At 49.4% G+C, this 17,796-nt stretch carries 13 protein-coding genes; 3 read left to right on the top strand and 10 right to left on the bottom strand.

All coding sequences use genetic code 11. The features are described from left to right. Window positions 1–24 precede the first annotated feature (24 nt). From AR333_RS04150 to AR333_RS04120, 5 genes are all read right to left on the bottom strand, one after another. Window positions 25–750 carry a stalk domain-containing protein gene (locus AR333_RS04150; protein ID WP_068774043.1) on the bottom strand — a complete coding sequence of 242 codons (726 nt, stop codon included), beginning with the start codon at window positions 748–750 and terminating at the stop codon, window positions 25–27. 184 nt (window positions 751–934) lie between these two features. After that, window positions 935–3,151: an S-layer homology domain-containing protein gene (locus AR333_RS04145; protein WP_084783495.1), complete on the bottom strand. Its 2,217-nt coding sequence runs from the start codon at window positions 3,149–3,151 to the stop codon at window positions 935–937. A 226-nt stretch (window positions 3,152–3,377) separates the two neighbouring features. Continuing rightward, window positions 3,378–5,228 carry a discoidin domain-containing protein gene (locus AR333_RS04140; protein WP_068774042.1) on the bottom strand — a complete coding sequence of 617 codons (1,851 nt, stop codon included), beginning with the start codon at window positions 5,226–5,228 and terminating at the stop codon, window positions 3,378–3,380. Window positions 5,229–5,574: 346 nt separating this feature from the next. Beyond that, a complete protein-coding gene (locus AR333_RS04130; RefSeq protein ID WP_068775114.1) occupies window positions 5,575–6,114 on the bottom strand; it encodes a YfiT family bacillithiol transferase in 540 nt (179 codons plus the stop codon). Between the two features lie 685 nt (window positions 6,115–6,799). Continuing rightward, entirely contained in the window at window positions 6,800–7,024 is a 225-nt protein-coding gene (locus tag AR333_RS04120; RefSeq protein WP_009672290.1) for a response regulator transcription factor, read from the bottom strand. 379 nt (window positions 7,025–7,403) lie between these two features. Between AR333_RS04120 and AR333_RS04115 the strand changes: the two genes are divergently transcribed. Further along, window positions 7,404–8,654: a hypothetical protein gene (locus tag AR333_RS04115; protein WP_068774039.1), complete on the top strand. Its 1,251-nt coding sequence runs from the start codon at window positions 7,404–7,406 to the stop codon at window positions 8,652–8,654. 497 nt (window positions 8,655–9,151) lie between these two features. Here the strand turns inward: AR333_RS04115 and AR333_RS04105 are convergent, their stop codons facing one another. The 4 genes from AR333_RS04105 to AR333_RS04090 all read right to left on the bottom strand — a co-directional run bounded on the left by AR333_RS04105 (window position 9,152) and on the right by AR333_RS04090 (window position 13,676). Further along, window positions 9,152–9,964 carry a pyruvate, water dikinase regulatory protein gene (locus AR333_RS04105; protein ID WP_068774037.1) on the bottom strand — a complete coding sequence of 271 codons (813 nt, stop codon included), beginning with the start codon at window positions 9,962–9,964 and terminating at the stop codon, window positions 9,152–9,154. Window positions 9,965–9,984: 20 nt separating this feature from the next. Further along, entirely contained in the window at window positions 9,985–10,596 is a 612-nt protein-coding gene (locus AR333_RS04100; RefSeq protein WP_068775113.1) for a helix-turn-helix transcriptional regulator, read from the bottom strand. 91 nt (window positions 10,597–10,687) lie between these two features. Next, a complete protein-coding gene (gene ppdK, locus AR333_RS04095) occupies window positions 10,688–13,516 on the bottom strand; it encodes a pyruvate, phosphate dikinase (RefSeq protein WP_068774036.1) in 2,829 nt (942 codons plus the stop codon). Next, window positions 13,488–13,676 (bottom strand): hypothetical protein, encoded by a 189-nt coding sequence (locus AR333_RS04090; RefSeq protein WP_068774035.1) that lies wholly within the window; start codon window positions 13,674–13,676, stop codon window positions 13,488–13,490. The genes ppdK and AR333_RS04090 overlap by 29 nt, the downstream gene beginning before the upstream one ends. Window positions 13,677–13,938: 262 nt before the next feature. Here AR333_RS04090 and glpX point away from each other — a divergent pair, with 262 nt between their 5' ends. Beyond that, on the top strand, window positions 13,939–14,922 hold the full coding sequence (gene glpX, locus AR333_RS04085; RefSeq protein ID WP_068774034.1) for a class II fructose-bisphosphatase: 984 nt from the start codon (window positions 13,939–13,941) through the stop codon (window positions 14,920–14,922). A 295-nt stretch (window positions 14,923–15,217) separates the two neighbouring features. Here glpX and AR333_RS04080 read toward each other — a convergent pair whose 3' ends face one another. Continuing rightward, window positions 15,218–16,135 (bottom strand): S-layer homology domain-containing protein, encoded by a 918-nt coding sequence (locus AR333_RS04080; RefSeq protein WP_253735708.1) that lies wholly within the window; start codon window positions 16,133–16,135, stop codon window positions 15,218–15,220. A 225-nt stretch (window positions 16,136–16,360) separates the two neighbouring features. Between AR333_RS04080 and AR333_RS04075 the strand changes: the two genes are divergently transcribed. Continuing rightward, the gene (locus AR333_RS04075; protein ID WP_068774032.1) at window positions 16,361–17,743 is read left to right on the top strand and encodes an ABC transporter substrate-binding protein; all 1,383 of its coding nucleotides are present in this window, start codon (window positions 16,361–16,363) and stop codon (window positions 17,741–17,743) included. Window positions 17,744–17,796 lie beyond the last annotated feature (53 nt).

Raw genomic sequence — 17,796 nt, 5'->3', positions numbered from 1 at the left:
AATGGGTTATACATCTTCTATAGGTTATTTCTCTGTCAAATTCAAATAATAGTTTTGCAGACTCAGCCAGGCGCTTAAATCCTCGTAGCCCTTGGCATCCCGCGTACCCGCCTCCAGATCGGGCTTCTCCGCTTTTACGACGGTATAGACATATTGTCCGCTCTCTTTAAGCACTGCGCCTGCGCCCGGCTCCGTTTTCTTCTTCACCCAATCCGCCGCCTTGTAGACTTCAATTCTAGCGATCTCATCATGCAGCCGGTGGACATTCTCATCCTGAATCATGTACTGCACGAACACAACGGATTGCACCCGCTTATCCAGATTGCTGTCTTCTTGAATGGTTTTCAAATTCTCGTCCGACAAAATGTCCAGTCTAAGATTCTGAACCCAGGCAGGTATTTGAAAGGTATATCCGTATTGATTCAGAACTTCTGCCTCATCTTCACTAACTGTTATGTAAGGGCGGTCTGTAAGCGTAACACGATTGTTCGCGCCATCCCATGAAACCTCCACATCCAGCGCACTTGCAATCGATCTTGCCGGCAGATAAGTGTTCCCTTCATACGTGATCGGCTGCAGTTCATTGCCTTGCTCATCTTTCATCACGGAGACAATTCCGTTCACTTCCACTTGCAGAGACTTGTTCAAATAAGCCTGAATGACGTCCAGATTCGATGCTGCATAAGCTCCGACAGTAGCTCCGACTAACAAGGCGGCGCTAAGGCCCCCTGCAAGGATCCATTTTTTCATAGGTACAGCTTGCCTCCTCTTCACTACCTTTTTTCATTTTACATTTTTAATAGAAAAGAGTAGTTACAGACAATTAACAATTGCATGCCTGGGGAAGACTTGCAGGAAAACACAAAAGCCCTCCCCCGTCAGGGAGAAGGCTCAAGATAGCTACATGTTGCAATTGTCGGAATAGATCGGCATTTTACTTGTCGTTACGGTATACATTACGTGTTACGGTCGTTGTTTTACCGAACTTATTGGAAGCGACAACCTTGAACTCGTTGACTCCTTTTTTGAGAGAGAGCTCTTCCGAGAAGGAACCGCTATACACATAAATTTTACGATCATTAAAATAAACGACCGGATAATTGTCATTCTTGTCAGAGATTGTCCCCGTAATCGTTACTGAATTCAGCGCCGTATTCACCGGGAAGTAGTTTAATGTGATGAGGGGGGCGTCTGGCTCGAACGTTATGGTTTGGATCGCACTGCTTGACTTGCCCGCTTTATTGGTAACACGAATAGTAAAAGTGTTGACACCGTCCGCTAAGGTCACTTGCTCCGAGAAGGCTCCGCTGTACAAGTAAATCTTCATTTCATTGAGATAAACCACCGGGTTGCTGTCGTTCTTATCCGTCACGTTCCCGGAAATCGTTATCGATTTGGTTGCAGCTCTCTCAGGCAAGCTGTTCAACTTAATGACAGGGCCTCCCGCGTTTAAGGTCACGCTTTTGACGATCGTGGTCGTTTTGCCGAGCTTGTTCTGTGCTTTAAAGGTGAGCGTATTCTCCCCCTCTTCCAAATAGACTTTCTGGGAGAAAGAACCGCTATAAGAAGTTACAAAGAGTTCCGCGCCATTCAAATAAACCACGGGGTAACTGTCGTTCGAGTCCGTAACCGTACCGGATACCGTAATGCTGTCAAGTTGAGTAGACTCCGCCAAGGCATTAATCTTGAGTACAGGTCCGCCGGCATTAAACGTGACTTTCTTAACCACTGTCGTTACTTTGTCATTCTTATTCTCTGCGGTGAAGGTCAGGATGTTCTCTCCTTCAGAGAGTTTAACCTTCTTGGTAAAAGAACCGTCATAAGAGAATACGAATAGCTCCTCATCGTTCAGGTAAACGACCGGGCTGCTGTCATTCGAGTCCGTAACCTTACCGGATACCGTAATGGTGTCGGATTGGGTCGTGTCTGCTACCGAATTAATCTTCAACACGGGACCTCCGGCACGGAGCGTCACGGTTTTGGTGATTACGGTTTCTTTATCCGCTTTGTTCTTAGCCTTAATCGTGAAGACATTTTCTCCATCTTTAAGGGTGACCTTCTGGGTAAACGAATTGTCCCACGAGCTCACATACAGCTTCTCTTCGTTAAGATAGACCGCGGGGCTGCTGTCATTCACATCTTTGACCGTACCCGAGATTGTAAAGGATTCGGTTGTGACGGTCTCCGGGGTATCGTTTAATTTGAGAACCGGTCCGCTCGTCTTATACGTAATCGTTTTGGTCACACTGTTCGTCTTGCCGCTCGGAAGCTTGGCCACGATATGCACATCGTAAGTACCTTCTTCCTCCAGCTTGAAACCTTCTTTAAAGGCACCGTTAACGACTGCTGTGCTTTCATCGTTAATCATTACTTTGGCATCCCGGTGCGTTTTGCCTGAAATATAGAACGTGCCGTTCTCCGTTTTCTCCGGCATGCTGACTTCCAGCATCGGTCCATCCGCCTGATCCTGGGAGGAAGACTTGATAACCCGGAACAGCAAAGTCGCTACCTCAGCCCGGGTGATCGGCTGCTGAGGTCTGAATGTGGCATCATCATATCCGCTGATCAGTTGTTTCTCTGTCGCAATCGCGACATAGTCTCTAAGTGCGTATGAAATCTCATCCGTATCGTAAAAATTGCGGGAAAGAGTATTGCTGTCCTCCACATCATTGGAAGAATAACCCAAGGTTTTGACCAGCGCGACTGCAACATCTTCCCGGGTCGCCTTAGTTTCCGGGCTGAAGAAAGCCTTCCCTTTAGGGGGATAGTATCCTGTCAAGAATTCCTTCGTTCCTTCAATGTATTCATAGGACCACTTGTCCGGAAACACGTCCGAGAAAGTCGGTGTCCCCGGTTTCGGCAAATCGAGAGAAAATGTGAGCGCAATAAGCTTGGCAAATTCTTCTCTGGTGATGGATTTCTCAGGCTGGAACGAGGAGTCTTCGTAGCCGCTAATGATGCCTTTCTTCGCCATATCGTAGATAGCGTCGTTAGCCCAGTGGTTGTTCACATCAATGAATACAATGTTCTGATTGATCGTGCCGCCATTAACGGCTTGATTCTGAAGAATGTTCTCCGCATAAGCATTCGTGCTTAGCATCAGCATACACACCGCAAGTAAAACACTCATTACCTTGTGTAAGGATTTCATATAAAACCTTCTCTCTGGATATAAAAATAGGCACTAATACCTACATTATAAAGGAAAATGTTGGTTTTTAGTAGACCTTTCGTATGACCACCGAGTACCACTCCCTGCTTGCAAAAAGACACCCGATACAAAAGCATGACTAGCACATGCCTCTATAACGGATGTCCGGAATAAACTATTCTAGCAATCTATTCTATGATTCACAGCGCATCTGCTTTGCTTAGTATTAATCGAACAAATGAATATCTGCAAGCTGCAGAATCGTGCCGCTGTTATTGCTTAAGTCAAATTTGTAATATCTATAGGCCGTAGTGTTGTTAACGGCAAAGGTTCTGGTCTCCATGCGGTTAGCAAAATCCTCATTGCTGCGGGTGTCAACCACATACCAGTTCACCCCATCATTAGAGCCGGAAACAGTCCAATTCAAAGGATCACGATCCGGTTCGTCATTGGCCGATGTAATCGAATAGGACTTCACGGCATAAGCGTTATTCCCCGCAAACTGATACTGGAGGGACGCACTGCTGTTAAAAGTCAGCCACTTCGTCGCTTCATTGTTATCGAATGCATTCTCTTTCGTCTCACCTGCAGGACTGTCATTCGTACTCGCCGTAACAGTTCCGCCGACGGTCAAACCGGGAGCTTTCTTGTACATCCGGAAATACGGGCTGTTATTCAAGGTAGGTGCACTCACCGGGTCCCATGCCGGAAGCTCATTCTCACCGAAGACGTAGCCGGATGCATCCTTTGTGACGACAAACCGGTGCAAGTAATCAAATCCCCGCTGCATAATGGAATTAGGTCCACCCTCATGCGGAAGACCGAATGCATGTCCTAGCTCATGCAGAGCTGCGCCGTATCCAACGGATAACCCGGCTTGAACGGTGGAAACATTCTCCCCGAGGAACTTGCTGTCTACCGGACTCGCGCTGCTAAATTTACTCGTGATCTGAGTTTCGTTGTCCGGATACAGCCAGACCGTCGAGCCCCCGAACACGCCGTAATCCCCGCCGCCGAGCGCAATGTGCGCATACATATAATCCTCGGCCGCATCGTATTTAGTAAAACCGACGAAGGCAAGATTCTTAGTGCCTGTCTGAGGATACTGCTGCGGAACTGCGGCCGCAACTTCCCAATAGAGATTATCCTTGTTATAGGTTTTGTTATAATAATAAGAAGTCGGGTAGAGGCTCCTCAGTACATGTACGTCCACTTTCCCGGTCGTCTCATTCATTTCCAGATTGAACGTTTTGCGGCCGTTCCCGTTGCGGTTCATAGAATCAGCCGTAAAAGATTGCACCATTTTCATATAAGTACTGAGCTTGGCTGCATAATTCTGCGGATCGTTCGGAAGCTGAGTCTGGTACTGTGTACTGCCATCTTCCGGAACATACCAGAAAATACGCGTCACCGCATCATTCGTTTGAGGCTCGTAGATTAATTTGAGTGTAATCTGGCTGGCTCCGCTTTGGATCACCAGATTGTTCTCTCCGGGCACCAGATCGGCAAACACTTTGAAATTGCCCTGCGCCGCATCCCCTTGCATAACCTTGGTGTCACGGGTGGAAGACGTATTCGTCAAGGTGACCGACGTAGCCGACGTATTATTGAGCGTTCCGCGAATAAGCGGCAGCGCGTAACCGATTGACTCGTTATCGGTAAAGTTCGTTACTTTGAATACCGGGGCAGGTCCGGGAGGGTTCGATCCCGTCGTCACTGTAACAGTAACCGGCTGGCTGGTGGTCACTCCACTGCTGTTAATCAGCTCCGCTTTGTATGTATAGGTCCCGGCTTGCTTGTAGCTGATCGCCTTGGCGGCCTGCTGCGCCTGCGGCGAATTAGCTGTCAGTGCCTGTGTATCAATCAAATTATTATTCTCGTAAAACTTGACCGACGTTCCGTTCTCTCCCCACCACATGTTCATGGTGATCGTGTAGTTGCCGTCTCCATCCGTGTTATCATGCATTAATGTCGGTGTTCCCGGCGCACCGCCAGCGGCAAGGACCGAACTTACCGGCGTACCTGCTGCTAACAGCACGATCAAGCAGCTCATCATAATCCATTTCAGTACTTTCATTGCTCTCCCACTTCCTGTCTCTCTATTTGTATAAAATCGTTACATTCCCTTCCTACTACATGCACCGTCAACAGCTCTGCTAGTACGAGCCCCTGTCGTGCACGTGCGCCTTCAAAATACGCCGCCAAAAGGAAATGATAACCATTTCAGTTTATGCCCAATAGATATGACAGGCAAGATAATAATTGGATTTATGTATGAATATTTGGTAAAAATGATCAAAGCAGACACAAAAAATACCAAGTATTCCTCTGTGAATTATAAAAATTATCTTCAGATCGATAAAAAACCTCTTCAGAACCATCCGGAAAACGATGATTCTAAAGAGGTCCGCTTGCGCACACCGTTAAATAAATTGGCGGAATGACCAGCCCGAACGTTCAATAAGTGACGTGATTTGAGCAAGATGATGCCGCCCATGCCAGGCATATCTGTGAACAGCCGTATCCAGATTCATTTCGCCGTGAGCGGGACTTGTGAAGGTTCTTTGGAATTGGGAGGGTTGCAAGGAACGAAGTAAAACCGCAAACCGGCTGTGGATTGATTCCAGCAGAACCAGCGAAGTTTCGACAGGTGCGGAATAGTCACTTAGTTCCGCCCACAAATCTTCTCTGTAGGAGCTTGCCGCAGGACTATCCTCGGTCAGCGCTCTTTTGAAACGGAGAAAAGCGTTCATGTCATTATCGGCCATGTGATGAATGACCTGCTGGACCGTCCAGCCGCCTGGCCGATAAGGTGTGAGCAGCTGCTCGGAAGTTAAATGGCGCACGGTGTGCCCAAGAACCCCCGGGAGTTCCGCAATATCTTCTATCCACTTCTTACGCTGCTGCGGCGCCGGATTCTGTACCGGTTCAAATAACCCGATCGGATAACGTAAACGATCCATCCGCTTCTCCCCTTTAAATATTTTAATCCTTTCCAATCCTTTACAAATTCGGGGATCGCTTTTTTTTTCCTCCTGGTTTAAATAAAAAAAGCCCACCATTGAGTGAACTCTTTCCGTTATTTCCAGCTGCTAGGGTTGCTGAGGTGTTATATCTTCTGTTAGTACTTCATAAATTAGTTCCCCCGGAATCTGATCCTCACTTCTAATGGATGACATAAATACAACCGTCATTTTCTGTTTCCAGTGCCCTCCATTTACTATGATTACATTCTCATGCTGAGTCACAACCGTTTCTGGTGAACTGTACATGGAAATCATCATGAAGACTTTAAAAAGTATCTGTTCGACCGTCACATTCCACTACCCCTTTTAGTTATTGAAATTGTTTTTCGAGTTCGACAGTTCGGCATTCGCTACTCCCTATGTATGTATTCTCAGCAACAGAAAAGAACATAAACCATGTTCCCCTGACACACGCACCCGCCTAAATATTGGGTATTATTTCATGATATTCGCCATGCACTTCATTAATCCTTCATAACTTAGGACTAAGGACCTATTTTTTCTCGATGATGAATTTAAGTTAAACACCCCTGCCTTGAAAACTGCTTAAAAAAAACCTCTTCAGGATCATCCGATAAGCGGATCATTCTAAAGAGGGTTTCCCCTGGCAAGGGTTGCTTCGTCAGATTTTAAGTTCGCCGAGTTTAATTAGCTCGACTACCGCCTGTGAACGACCTTTTACGTTCAGTTTTTGCATGACATTGGAGATATGGTTTCGCACAGTCTTCTCGCTGATAAAAAGCTGCTGTGCAATATCCTTCGTCGTTTTGTCCTGTACCAGCAGTTCGAAGACTTCGCGTTCGCGATTTGTCAGTAAGAATTTGTTTTTATGGTCGCTTCCCTTCAAGTTGCCATCCCTCCTTGCTCGGGTTTTTGGGGTCATTACAAGGGTAAGGGATACAGTCAACTTAGTGTATGAAGGGCGGTTACCAATGGTGCGGTGGCGGAAGGAAAATAGGCGTATTAGGTTGGTTCACGGTCTTGAGAGAATTTATACATAAGTTATCGAGTCCAATGACTCATAAAACTTGAAGTAATACTCCTGTTATGCAGCTTTGAACGGACTGGATTTCAGTTGCTAACTCAACCAAAGTGAAATGATAAAATTTGTTGCCAGAATTATTTACATAAAAAGTTTTTATTTTACTTTTCAGGTTTTATTTTTACCAAATGTGTTTATTTAACATATAACTTAAAATAACATTCATATAAAAGGGAGGAAGTAAATGTACAAGTTACTTAAAGTTTTTTTCTTGCTTGGTTTGATCTTTATTTTTAACCCTGAAAATTCTTATGCTGAGAAAGCAACAGAAGCCGAGGTAACTATAACAAATATTGAAACAACAGCCGATTCTATTAATTTAGCTTGGTCCGGGAACAAAAAAAGCATTTATCAGGTCATAGATCTGGATGGAAAGATTGTTCAAGAAAGCGATAAACAAAATTTTACCCAAACTAAATTAACTCCAGGAACAAGCGTAGAATATTTTATTAAAGAACTAGACGAAAAAGGAAAGGAAAAAAAAGAAAATACTATAAAGGTTAAAGCCCAGACAAAAAAGAAGAGTATAGAGACAACTAATTTAATGGAAGGAAAAACAATAAACATTGTTAAAAAGAAGAAAAAAGTAATAATGGATTGGGATGATTTTGGGAACGGAAACTATCAAATATATAAGAATGATGAATTACTTGTCTCTGATCTAAAAAAAAGCAATTACAGCGATAATAACTATGATGATTCTAAATATACAAGTTATAAAATTGTTAGTGAACACCAAGATAAGAATGAAAAAAAGGATCTAGTATTAGTTAAGAATATAGATAAAAACGAATCGAATACTTTAACTGCTTTAGCATATGATATAAGATATAGCTTTAAATATAGAACATATATCCCTGAAGCGTATACTCGTTCACCTACTGCCTATCGAAATATTGGTTGGGATGGCTATTATGGCGGTGATACACGTACGTCTCCATGTTATACTTGTAATTCAGCAAGAACAGATACCAGATTCATTGCGAACTTTTCATCTATTAATGAAACGCCCTATTATAGCACATTAAATAAGTATATTTGGCCTACAAGATGGTATGATCTCAAATACAAGCCACTGGATAGCAAAACTGCAAGTGACGATAATATCTATTTATATCCCCCCAGTACTTTTTACGATAGTGCAACAGGAAAAATCAAATGGAAGATTTACCATAATGCTTTAATTGCAGTGAGACCAGTCGGTGGATTAGTACCGGCTCCAGGAATTACTTATGAATATATAGGAGAAATAAATAGAAGTGGGAAGTACATTATTACAGGAAATCATGATAAGGCACCAAGTCATGAGCTATGGTTTGTTACCGGCAGTCCCGATGATAATGGTTATGCCGTATTAGCTTATAGTTTTAAGAATCAAGGATTTGATAATCTTTTTCCTCCGTATCCCAATGCTGATTTCACTGTTTCAAATTAAATTTTTAGGAAGTCAAGATTTATGATTCCTTGACTTCCTTACAAACGGGGGGCTTACTTTGAGATCTTTGAAATTCTTGCTGATCATCCTACTATTTCCCTTCATTACTTGGGTCCTAACTCTTTCTTTGGGTTTTGAATTTGTTTTCTCATTATTACTTATCTCGTCTGTACTCGTGTTATCTCTTAGTGGTTGGGCTTATATCCTTTTCCTTAATAAATGGGAGAGTAAAAAACATGTTTTCTGGTGCGGATTTCTGATCTTTTTCCTCGCTCATCCTTTAGCATGGGGCACTTCATATGTTCTAAACAGAGAAAAAATGTCACTTATCGAAGCGCTATCTGCGGCCGGTTTTGCCATGGGGACTATAGGACTTATCCTGTCTTTGATAGGTGGGCTGTTGGGTCTAAATTTAGTCAAAATTCTAAGGCTCACTTAGCCTGCGAAATGGGCTCTTTTATAAGGTTATTTCCTCAAAAAAGCCGCAACCTGAAAGGTCACGGCTGAATAAACTCAATAATGAGACCTGCCGTCTCCTCGATAGCTTTGTCGGTCACGTCTATGACCGGACAGCGCAGACGCTTCGCAATGGCGATGGCGTGCTCCAGCTCCTCGTTGATCCGCCCCAAGGTGGCGTACTGGGAGCCGAATGGAAGTCCCAGCGTCTTGAGCCGCTCGATACGGATTTTGAACAGCTTCTCGGCGTTCATCGTCAACGCGACGATGCGGCTGCCGGGAAACTCGAACAATTCCGGAGGAAGCTTCACTTCCGGCACGAGCGGGAAGTTCGCCACTTTATATCCCTTATGCGCAAGGAAGATACTGAGCGGTGTCTTCGAAGTACGTGACACGCCGATGAGTACAATATCGGCATTCATCATCGATGTCGTATCGCGGCCGTCGTCGCATTTGACTGCGAATTCAATGGCCTCGACACGCCGGAAATAAGCATCGTCCAGCTCGTGCATAAGACCCGGCTTACGGGTTGGCGCGCCATCGAATGTATCAATGTAAGCCTGCATCATCGGCCCCATGATATCAATGGCACGGACCCCGAGACGAATCGCTTCTTCCTTCATCATTTCCCGGAGTTCAGGCTGAACGAGCGTATAGGCGACGAAGCCGCCCTCACGATGCACTTCTTCCATAATCTCACGGATTTCATCTTCATGTTTAATATGCCCGATCCGCCTCATCTTGACATCTTGGCCGTTAAATTGGCGAATCGTGGCACGAACGACCGTTTCCGCCGTCTCTCCGACGGAATCGGAGCAAATTGTGATCGTTTGTTGTTGTGCATCCTGAACCATCCGGTATGTGTTCCCCTTCCTTACCACTTCCGGGCCGCATCAAGCAGCACTCGGGTCATTGTCGTTTTGGAAATGCGCCCGACCACTTCAAGAGACGGCTGGTCGCTCCCGTTCTCATGTGGAATAACTACAGGCAGCATATCGATCTGGTGCTCCGCCATTTTGCGTGCCGCTTCAATGACATCATCATCCGGTGTAACGGTGATGAGCTGCGGTTTACGCGTCATGACTAAGCTGACCGGCATGGAAGCAGCTGCAGGATTGCCAAGCGTTACCTTAAGCAGGTCCTTGGGCGATATGACACCAAGCAGCATGCCTTCCTCGTCCGCAACGACCAGACCGCCGACGTTATCGACGAACAGGGCAACGACTGCGTCGCCTACTGTAGCGGTCTTGCGAACGATGACCGGCATCGACTGGACCTGCTTCACCTTAAGCTTGAGACCGTTTGCTTGCTCTTCACGAAAAGACTTGTTAGGAAAATAACCGACCTTCGGCTTGGCATTGATATGGCCGAGCATCACGAGGAGGGAAAGATCCGAACGAATAGTCGGACGGCTCACACCCAGCTGTTCTGCGATCTGCTCTCCTGTGATGGGTGCCTGTTTATGAATAAAATCCAGAATTTCCATCTGGCGCTGCGACAACTGAATAGCTCTCACTCCTCACGGGCGGATTCCCGCAGGTGCAATCGGGTATAATTCCATGATATATAAAATGCCGTCACGATACAATCTTTTGCTGCTCTGCCGAGCTGTTTTTCTCCGCTTCGGCCGCTTCGATTTCCGCCTGGGCAGCGGCAATTCTGGCAATCGGAACCCGGTAAGGTGAACACGACACATAGTCAAGGCCCATCTCGCGGCATAACCGGATCGACTTCGGGTCGCCTCCATGCTCGCCGCACACGCCTGTCTTCAGTTTAGGCTTCAGCGCGCGGGCACGGGTGACCGCGAGGTCGATTAATTGCCCCACGCCGTCACGGTCAAGCACCTGGAAGGGGTTGTCCGGCAGCAGCTTATTCTCTACATAGTGTGTCAGGAACTTGCCTTCCGCGTCATCACGGCTGTAGCCGAATGTCATCTGCGTGAGGTCGTTCGTACCGAACGAGAAGAAATCGGCATGCGCCCCAATCTGAGGCGCAGTCAAAGCGGCCCGCGGCACCTCGATCATGGTGCCCACTCGGTAAGGGACCGCATTCCGGTTGTCACCCAGCATCTTCTGCGCGACTTGGTCGACCAGCTCACGCATGATGCGAAGCTCGTTAGCATGACCGACAAGCGGAATCATAATCTCCGGCGACACCTCGATGCCATCGCGGATACAGTCTTGCACAGCGGCAAAGATCGCCTCGATCTGCATGCCGTAAATCTCGGGGAAAAGAATTCCGAGACGGCAGCCCCGCTGACCGAGCATCGGGTTCACCTCGTGAAGCCCGCGCACTTTGCGGATCAACGCTTCCAGCTGTTGAAGCTCCAGGTCCGGTTCGGAAGAATTACACCCTGCATTAGGTGCTAATTCTCTGGAAACTTCCGAGCGTACCACTTGTCCGGAGCTCCGCTCATTGCTGCTAGCTGCTGCCGGGGTTTCCGGACTCCCATCCGTCTCCAGCTCATAGCCGGCCTGTTCTTTGCGTGCAGCCGACAGGTGCGCATGGCGCATGAGAAGATCCTCCAGATTCGGCAGGAACTCGTGCAGCGGCGGGTCCAGCAGCCGGATAGTCACCGGCAGCCCTGCCATCGCGCGGAAGATCGCGGCGAAATCGCCTCTTTGCATCGGCAGCAGCTCCTCAAGCGCCTCAGCGCGCACAGCTTCCGTATCGGCCAGAATCATCTTCTGGACGATGGGCAGGCGCTGCGGCGATAGGAACATGTGCTCCGTGCGGCACAGGCCGACGCCTTCGGCTCCGAAGCTGCGGGCTTTAGCCGCATCTTCCGGATTGTCCGCGTTGGCATAGACTTTCATGCCGCGCACATCGTCCGCCCACTGCAGCATCTCCAGCAATTCCGCGGACATGTCTGCCTCCTTCAGCGGCACCTCGCCGATCATGACGCGGCCGGTTGCGCCGTCAATCGTCAGCCAGTCGCCTTCGGCGATCGTCTGTCCGCCGATTACGGCCCGGCGCTGCTTCGCGTGAATGACAAGCGCTTCACAGCCGCAGACGCACGGCTTGCCCATTCCGCGGGCAACAACAGCCGCATGGCTGGTCATGCCGCCGCGGGAAGTCAGCACCCCGCGGGCAGCCAGCACACCATGGATGTCTTCCGGCGTCGTCTCCGTGCGGACGAGGATAACGGCCTTGCCGCTTCGCGCCTGCGCCTGCGCTTCATCCGCGGTGAAAACAGCTTGTCCGCAAGCCGCGCCCGGTGAAGCGGGCAGACCGGCGCCCAGCGCGGCAGGAGCGGCGCTTTCATCCAGACTCGGATGAAGGAGCTGGTCCAGGTGCGAAGGCTCTACCCGCATCAGCGCTTCTTCTCTCGTAAGGATGCCGGCCCGGACCAGTTCTACGGCAATCCGCATAGCGGCCTGGGCGGTACGTTTGCCGCTGCGCGTCTGCAGCATGTAGAGCGTGCTGTTTTCAACGGTGAACTCGATGTCCTGCATATCCCTGTAATGCTTCTCCAGAAGACCCGCCATTGCGACAAGCTGCTCATAGACGGCAGGCATGTCCTGCTGAAGTCCGGCGATAGGCTGCGGCGTGCGGACACCGGCTACTACATCTTCTCCCTGGGCGTTTGTCAGGTATTCGCCGAACAGTACTCTCTCACCCGTACTTGGATTTCTTGTAAAAACAACCCCTGTCCCGCTTGCTTCGTTCATATTGCCGAAAACCATAGCCTGTATATTAACCGCCGTGCCTTGTTCATCGGGAATCCCGTTCAGGCGGCGGTATATTTGCGCTCGTGAATTATTCCAGGACCGGAAGACGGCTTCGACCGCCATATGAAGCTGCTCGTACACATCCTGCGGGAAGGCAGTTCCCGCTCTTTTGAGGATAAGGGATTTGTACGTGCCGATCAGTTCCTGCCACGCCTCCGCCGTAACGGATTGATCCGACTGCACTGCGTACGCTTCTTTTAAAGCATGCAGTTTCTTCTCGAACCAGGCGCCCTCTATTCCGAACACTACTGTCCCGAACATTTGAATAAGCCTCCGGTAGCAGTCATAAGCGAACCGGGGGTTATTCGTAGCCGCCGCCAGTCCTTGTACGGTCTCGTCATTCAGACCCAGATTGAGAATGGTATCCATCATGCCCGGCATCGAAGTAACCGATCCCGAACGGACGGAAACGAGGAGCGGCGCAGCCGCATCCCCGAAACGCTGGCCCTTGCGGACCTCAAGTACCGTCATCGCTTCGCGCACTTCCCGGAAGAGTCCCTCTGGCAGCCGGCTTTCTGAATAGTAAGCCCTGCAGGCTTCCGTCGTGATCGTAAAACCCGGAGGAACAGCCAGACCTGCTCTTGTCATCTCGGCAAGATTCGCCCCCTTGCCCCCCAGTAATCCTGCTAAAGATTGGTTTCCTTCTTCAAAGTGCATTAGCCACTGCTTGCTCATTCGTTTCCACTCCCTTTTTATCTGCTGCCCCTGTACAGGCTCTGTCGCTGCATTCCATGTAATAGACCATCACTCTCTCCGTATCCAACTCACCCAATACCCGGTCGCACCACTTGCAAAGCAGGGTTCCCAGCAGATTCTCCGATTTCACTTTCTCCATCGTTCATCGCTCCTCTTATTGGATAATGGTACTTATTGAGATATATGACGTCATAATACCAAACATGTATGAACACCCTTTCATTCTTTTAAAAAGAGAAAAGTTTGTTCATCAGCAGCTCATAAATCTACCCATGGACCGGCGTCATCTGCAATCATCCTCAAATAAGGATTGATTTCTCCTTTTTTATATCATATATTATTATTAAGTACAACACATTAGATTATATATGACTCATAATTGGCCTGTGGAGGGAAATGGAATGCAAAGAGAACTATCCTTGGAAATTGTGCGTGTAACGGAAGCGGCAGCGCTGGCTGCAGCCCACTGGATGGGCCGCGGCAACAAGAATGAAGCAGACGGCGCGGCAACAGCTGCGATGCGGGATTCATTCCGCTCTGTTTCTATGAAGGGAACGGTTGTCATCGGCGAAGGGGAAATGGATGAAGCTCCTATGCTGTATATCGGGGAGCAAGTAGGCAGCGGAGACGGGCCGGAAGTGGACATTGCAGTCGACCCGGTTGAAGGAACCGAGCTGGTGTCCAAATCCTTAAACAATGCGCTGGCTGTTATTGCTGCTGCCGATAAGGGCAAACTCCTTCATGCGCCTGACATGTATATGGAAAAGCTCGCGGTAGGACCCGCTCTGGAAGGCAAGCTGAGCCTGGACGAGCCTCTGGAGGAGACCCTGCTCAAAGCCGCGCGGCTGCTGGACAAGAATATATCCGACCTGACGGTCTCCATTCTTGACCGCGACCGCCACGAAGAGCATATCGCGGTGCTCCGCAAAGTAGGCGTGCGCCTGAAACTCCTCAGCGACGGAGATGTCGCTGGAGCAATGGCGCCGGCTTTCCCTGAATCCGGCGTGGATCTCTACATCGGCTCCGGCGGCGCGCCGGAAGGCGTTCTGGCAGCAGCCGCGCTGCACTGCCTGGGCGGCGAGCTGCAGGGCCGCCTCATGCCGGGAAGCGACGAAGATGTCGCCCGCTGCCGGACCATGGGCATAGACGATCCCGCGAAGCTGCTGCGTCTGGAGGATATGATCGGCGATGACGATGTCATCTTCGCCGCGACGGGCATCACGCCGGGCGATTTCCTGGGCGGCGTCAGATTCCTGCCGGCCGAGCGTGCGGAGACGCATTCGATCGTGATGCGAGCCAAGACGCGTACGATCCGGTACGTCCGCTCGATTCATCATCTGCCGAGCAAGCCCAGCACCGCTGAGTATGCCGTGACCGGAGCGTAAACCGGACCTTGATCCTTAGTCAGATTCAGCGCATGACAGCGTGTCCATGTGAAGTATAAGCATCGTTCACACAGTCATCCTCCCGGGTATAACTTCACACCAACCGGACAACCTGCCTGCGTGAGAATAAGCCGGATGGCCTCGGCCGCTACACTCCTCAACGACAAAAACCTCACTTCCTTGTTATCGGAAGTGAGGTTTTTGTCGTTGTCAGACCTGCCGCTTGTTCGAACCGGTAAACGGACCAAGCGGCCTGTATGGCTTAACGTCATTAAGGATGATGTGGTGAATTTCCTTATTTGGATGCGGCAGCTGTCACCTTGTAGCCGGCCTTGACCGTTGTGGAAGCCTCCACCTCAGTCATAACAGCCGGATACATCTTGGTAGGGTCCGGTGCACGGAGCGTGTAGTATACAACGGCTTCTTCAGCCGTTACGTATTCAACCCGGTCAATGGAAATCCCATAACCCGGATTAGGCATCAGCCCGCGTGAGAGCGTCACTTTGTTAAACTCTTCGCTATCCTTCGTCACGCTGACCTTGATGTCTTCCGCAGGCTGCGGTGCTGCCGGTACGCCGGCGTCAGCTTTGTGCTTGGCCACAAACTCCATCGCGTTATAAGCCAAGACTGCCGCCTCATAGCGGTTGATCGGCTTCTTCGGCTGGAAGTTGCCTTTCTCATCCAGCTTCGCGATCTTCGTCAGAAGAAGAACCTGAATCGCATTCATGCTGCCGGGAGTAATCTGATCTTCATCCCCGATTAGCTGGAACATTTGGATAACCGGGTAAGGTCCTGTCTTCTCGACAGCGGCATGGAGCCATTCCGCGAACTGCTCTTTCGTGATGATCTGCTGAGGATCAATTTCACGATCGACCGGCAGGTTGTTCACGCCCGCGATTATGAAAGATTCCGAATACCAGACATCGTCCTTCGCTTTGGGGAAGCTGTCGCTTGCTTTAGGCGCTCGAATAAACCGGACTTTGCCTGTATCAAGTTCAAGTGCCTTAACGATGAGTTGGACGCCTTGTGCAGCCGTCATGGTTGCATTAGGGGCAAAGTGCTGGGCATCAATGCCGTCCACAATTCCCTTCTCTTTGAGAGAAAGAATAGCCTTCTCTTCCGGTTTTCCTTTGATATCCGAAAAAGCTAGCGCGGAGGAACCGAGTGAGAATACTAGCATTGCAGCCAACAGTGTCGTTGTTAATTTTTTCATGATGTTCACCTCCACTTTCATTGACGGAACTTTTATTCATTATGTTGCATTCCTTTTTCCTAATTTATCCCGGCTGAGCCGATCTGAATATAGGGCTCTTCCTATAAAGTAACGGCTTATCCGACTTTTTACAACAACATAAAAAAAGAATATTCATGCGCAGATTCACGATAATTTCTACCGGGTACTACTGAGTAGATCCAAATTTTGGAGGGGAGTGAGTAAATGCGACCACTACAAACCGCCACCTGGACCGTCTGTACCCTATCTGCGCTCGCTCTCCTGGTGTCAGGATGCGCGAAACCTTATGAGGCGGCTCCGATTCCTGCGGCTCAATACGGCAAAACGGTGCTGAATTTCTGGAGTTCATGGAATTCAGACAGTCAGGGAGCGGCTATCCGGCAGATGATCGAGGATTTCAACCAGGCACAGGACACCATTCTCGTCCAGCATACGTTTGTTCCTGCGGACGAAATGGAGGCGACCAATTCCAATGCCGTTGCTTCCCGCCAGCCGGCGGATGTGATTGTGAGCGATCTGGCTTCCGTTGAGAAGAGAGCCTTTCATAACCAGAACACGAACTTATCCAAATTTATTGAGCAAGCCCCTGTTCTGAAGGAACGTTTCTATCCCCGGCTCTGGGAAGCCGTGCAATACCAAGACGAAGCTTACGCCCTCCCTTTCCTCACGGATACGCGGCTTCTTTTCTACAATAAGAAGGCTTTCCGTGAAGCCGGACTTGATCCGGACACTCCTCCGAAAACATGGGATCAGCTGGAGCAGGCTGCCATAAAGCTCGACCGCCGGAATTCCGGGGGCGGGTATGACCGGATCGGATTTTATCCGCTGTGGGGAAGCTTTGGCGAAGAAAGCTGGATGATGAATGCGGACGGAGGAAGGGGGTTCTTCGACGATAACGGACAACTTGTCATCCATACGGAAGCCAAAACAGAAGCTCTGGAATGGCTGGCCCGTTGGGATGATAGACTGGGGCAGGATACGATAGCGGCTGTGAATGAAGATTATAGAGAGACGCAGATTAATCCGTTCCTGACCGGAAAAGTGGCTATGATGACCGAGAGTCCTGCATTCTCCTCCTCTATTCGCGAATTCAGCGAGGAGCTGGACTACGGCGTCGCACCAATCCCCGAAAGAAAGGCCGGAAGCGGACATTGGAGCAGCGGCAGCGGCTATGCTTTGGAGATTCCTCAAGGCGCCAAGCACCCGGAGGCGGCATGGGAGTTCATCGAGTACCTTACAAGTGCAGAAGCGCAGCAATCCTGGTCTCTGCGTAATATGGAAATGTCCGCTAACAAAGATGTCATGTACAATAATCAAATGGCAGACAATCCGGTCTATCAGGCAGTCTCCAGTAACCTCGAGGTCACCCGGTTATTTGCGGAACCGCTGTCTGCACCGGATTTCAAAAGTGTGATCGCATCTCAAATCGATGAAGCTCTGCTCGGAATCCGCAGTCCGGAGGAGGCGCTCCGGAACGCGCAGTCGGAGGTCATTCATCTGATGGAATTGAACCGCGGGGCCGATCCGGCGGAACATACAGCCGGCGGCGCAGGAATCGCCGGACTACCCAGACCCAGACCGATGTAACGGTATAGGCACAGGCGGCCCGGGCACTGAAGCCGGAACGGCACGGCTCGCCT

This window comes from Paenibacillus sp. FJAT-26967, assembly GCF_001541095.1.
GTDB lineage: Bacteria > Bacillota > Bacilli > Paenibacillales > NBRC-103111 > Paenibacillus_F.
The sequence above is the reverse complement of the archived record's forward strand: the minus strand, read 5'-3'. Positions and strand labels throughout refer to the sequence as shown.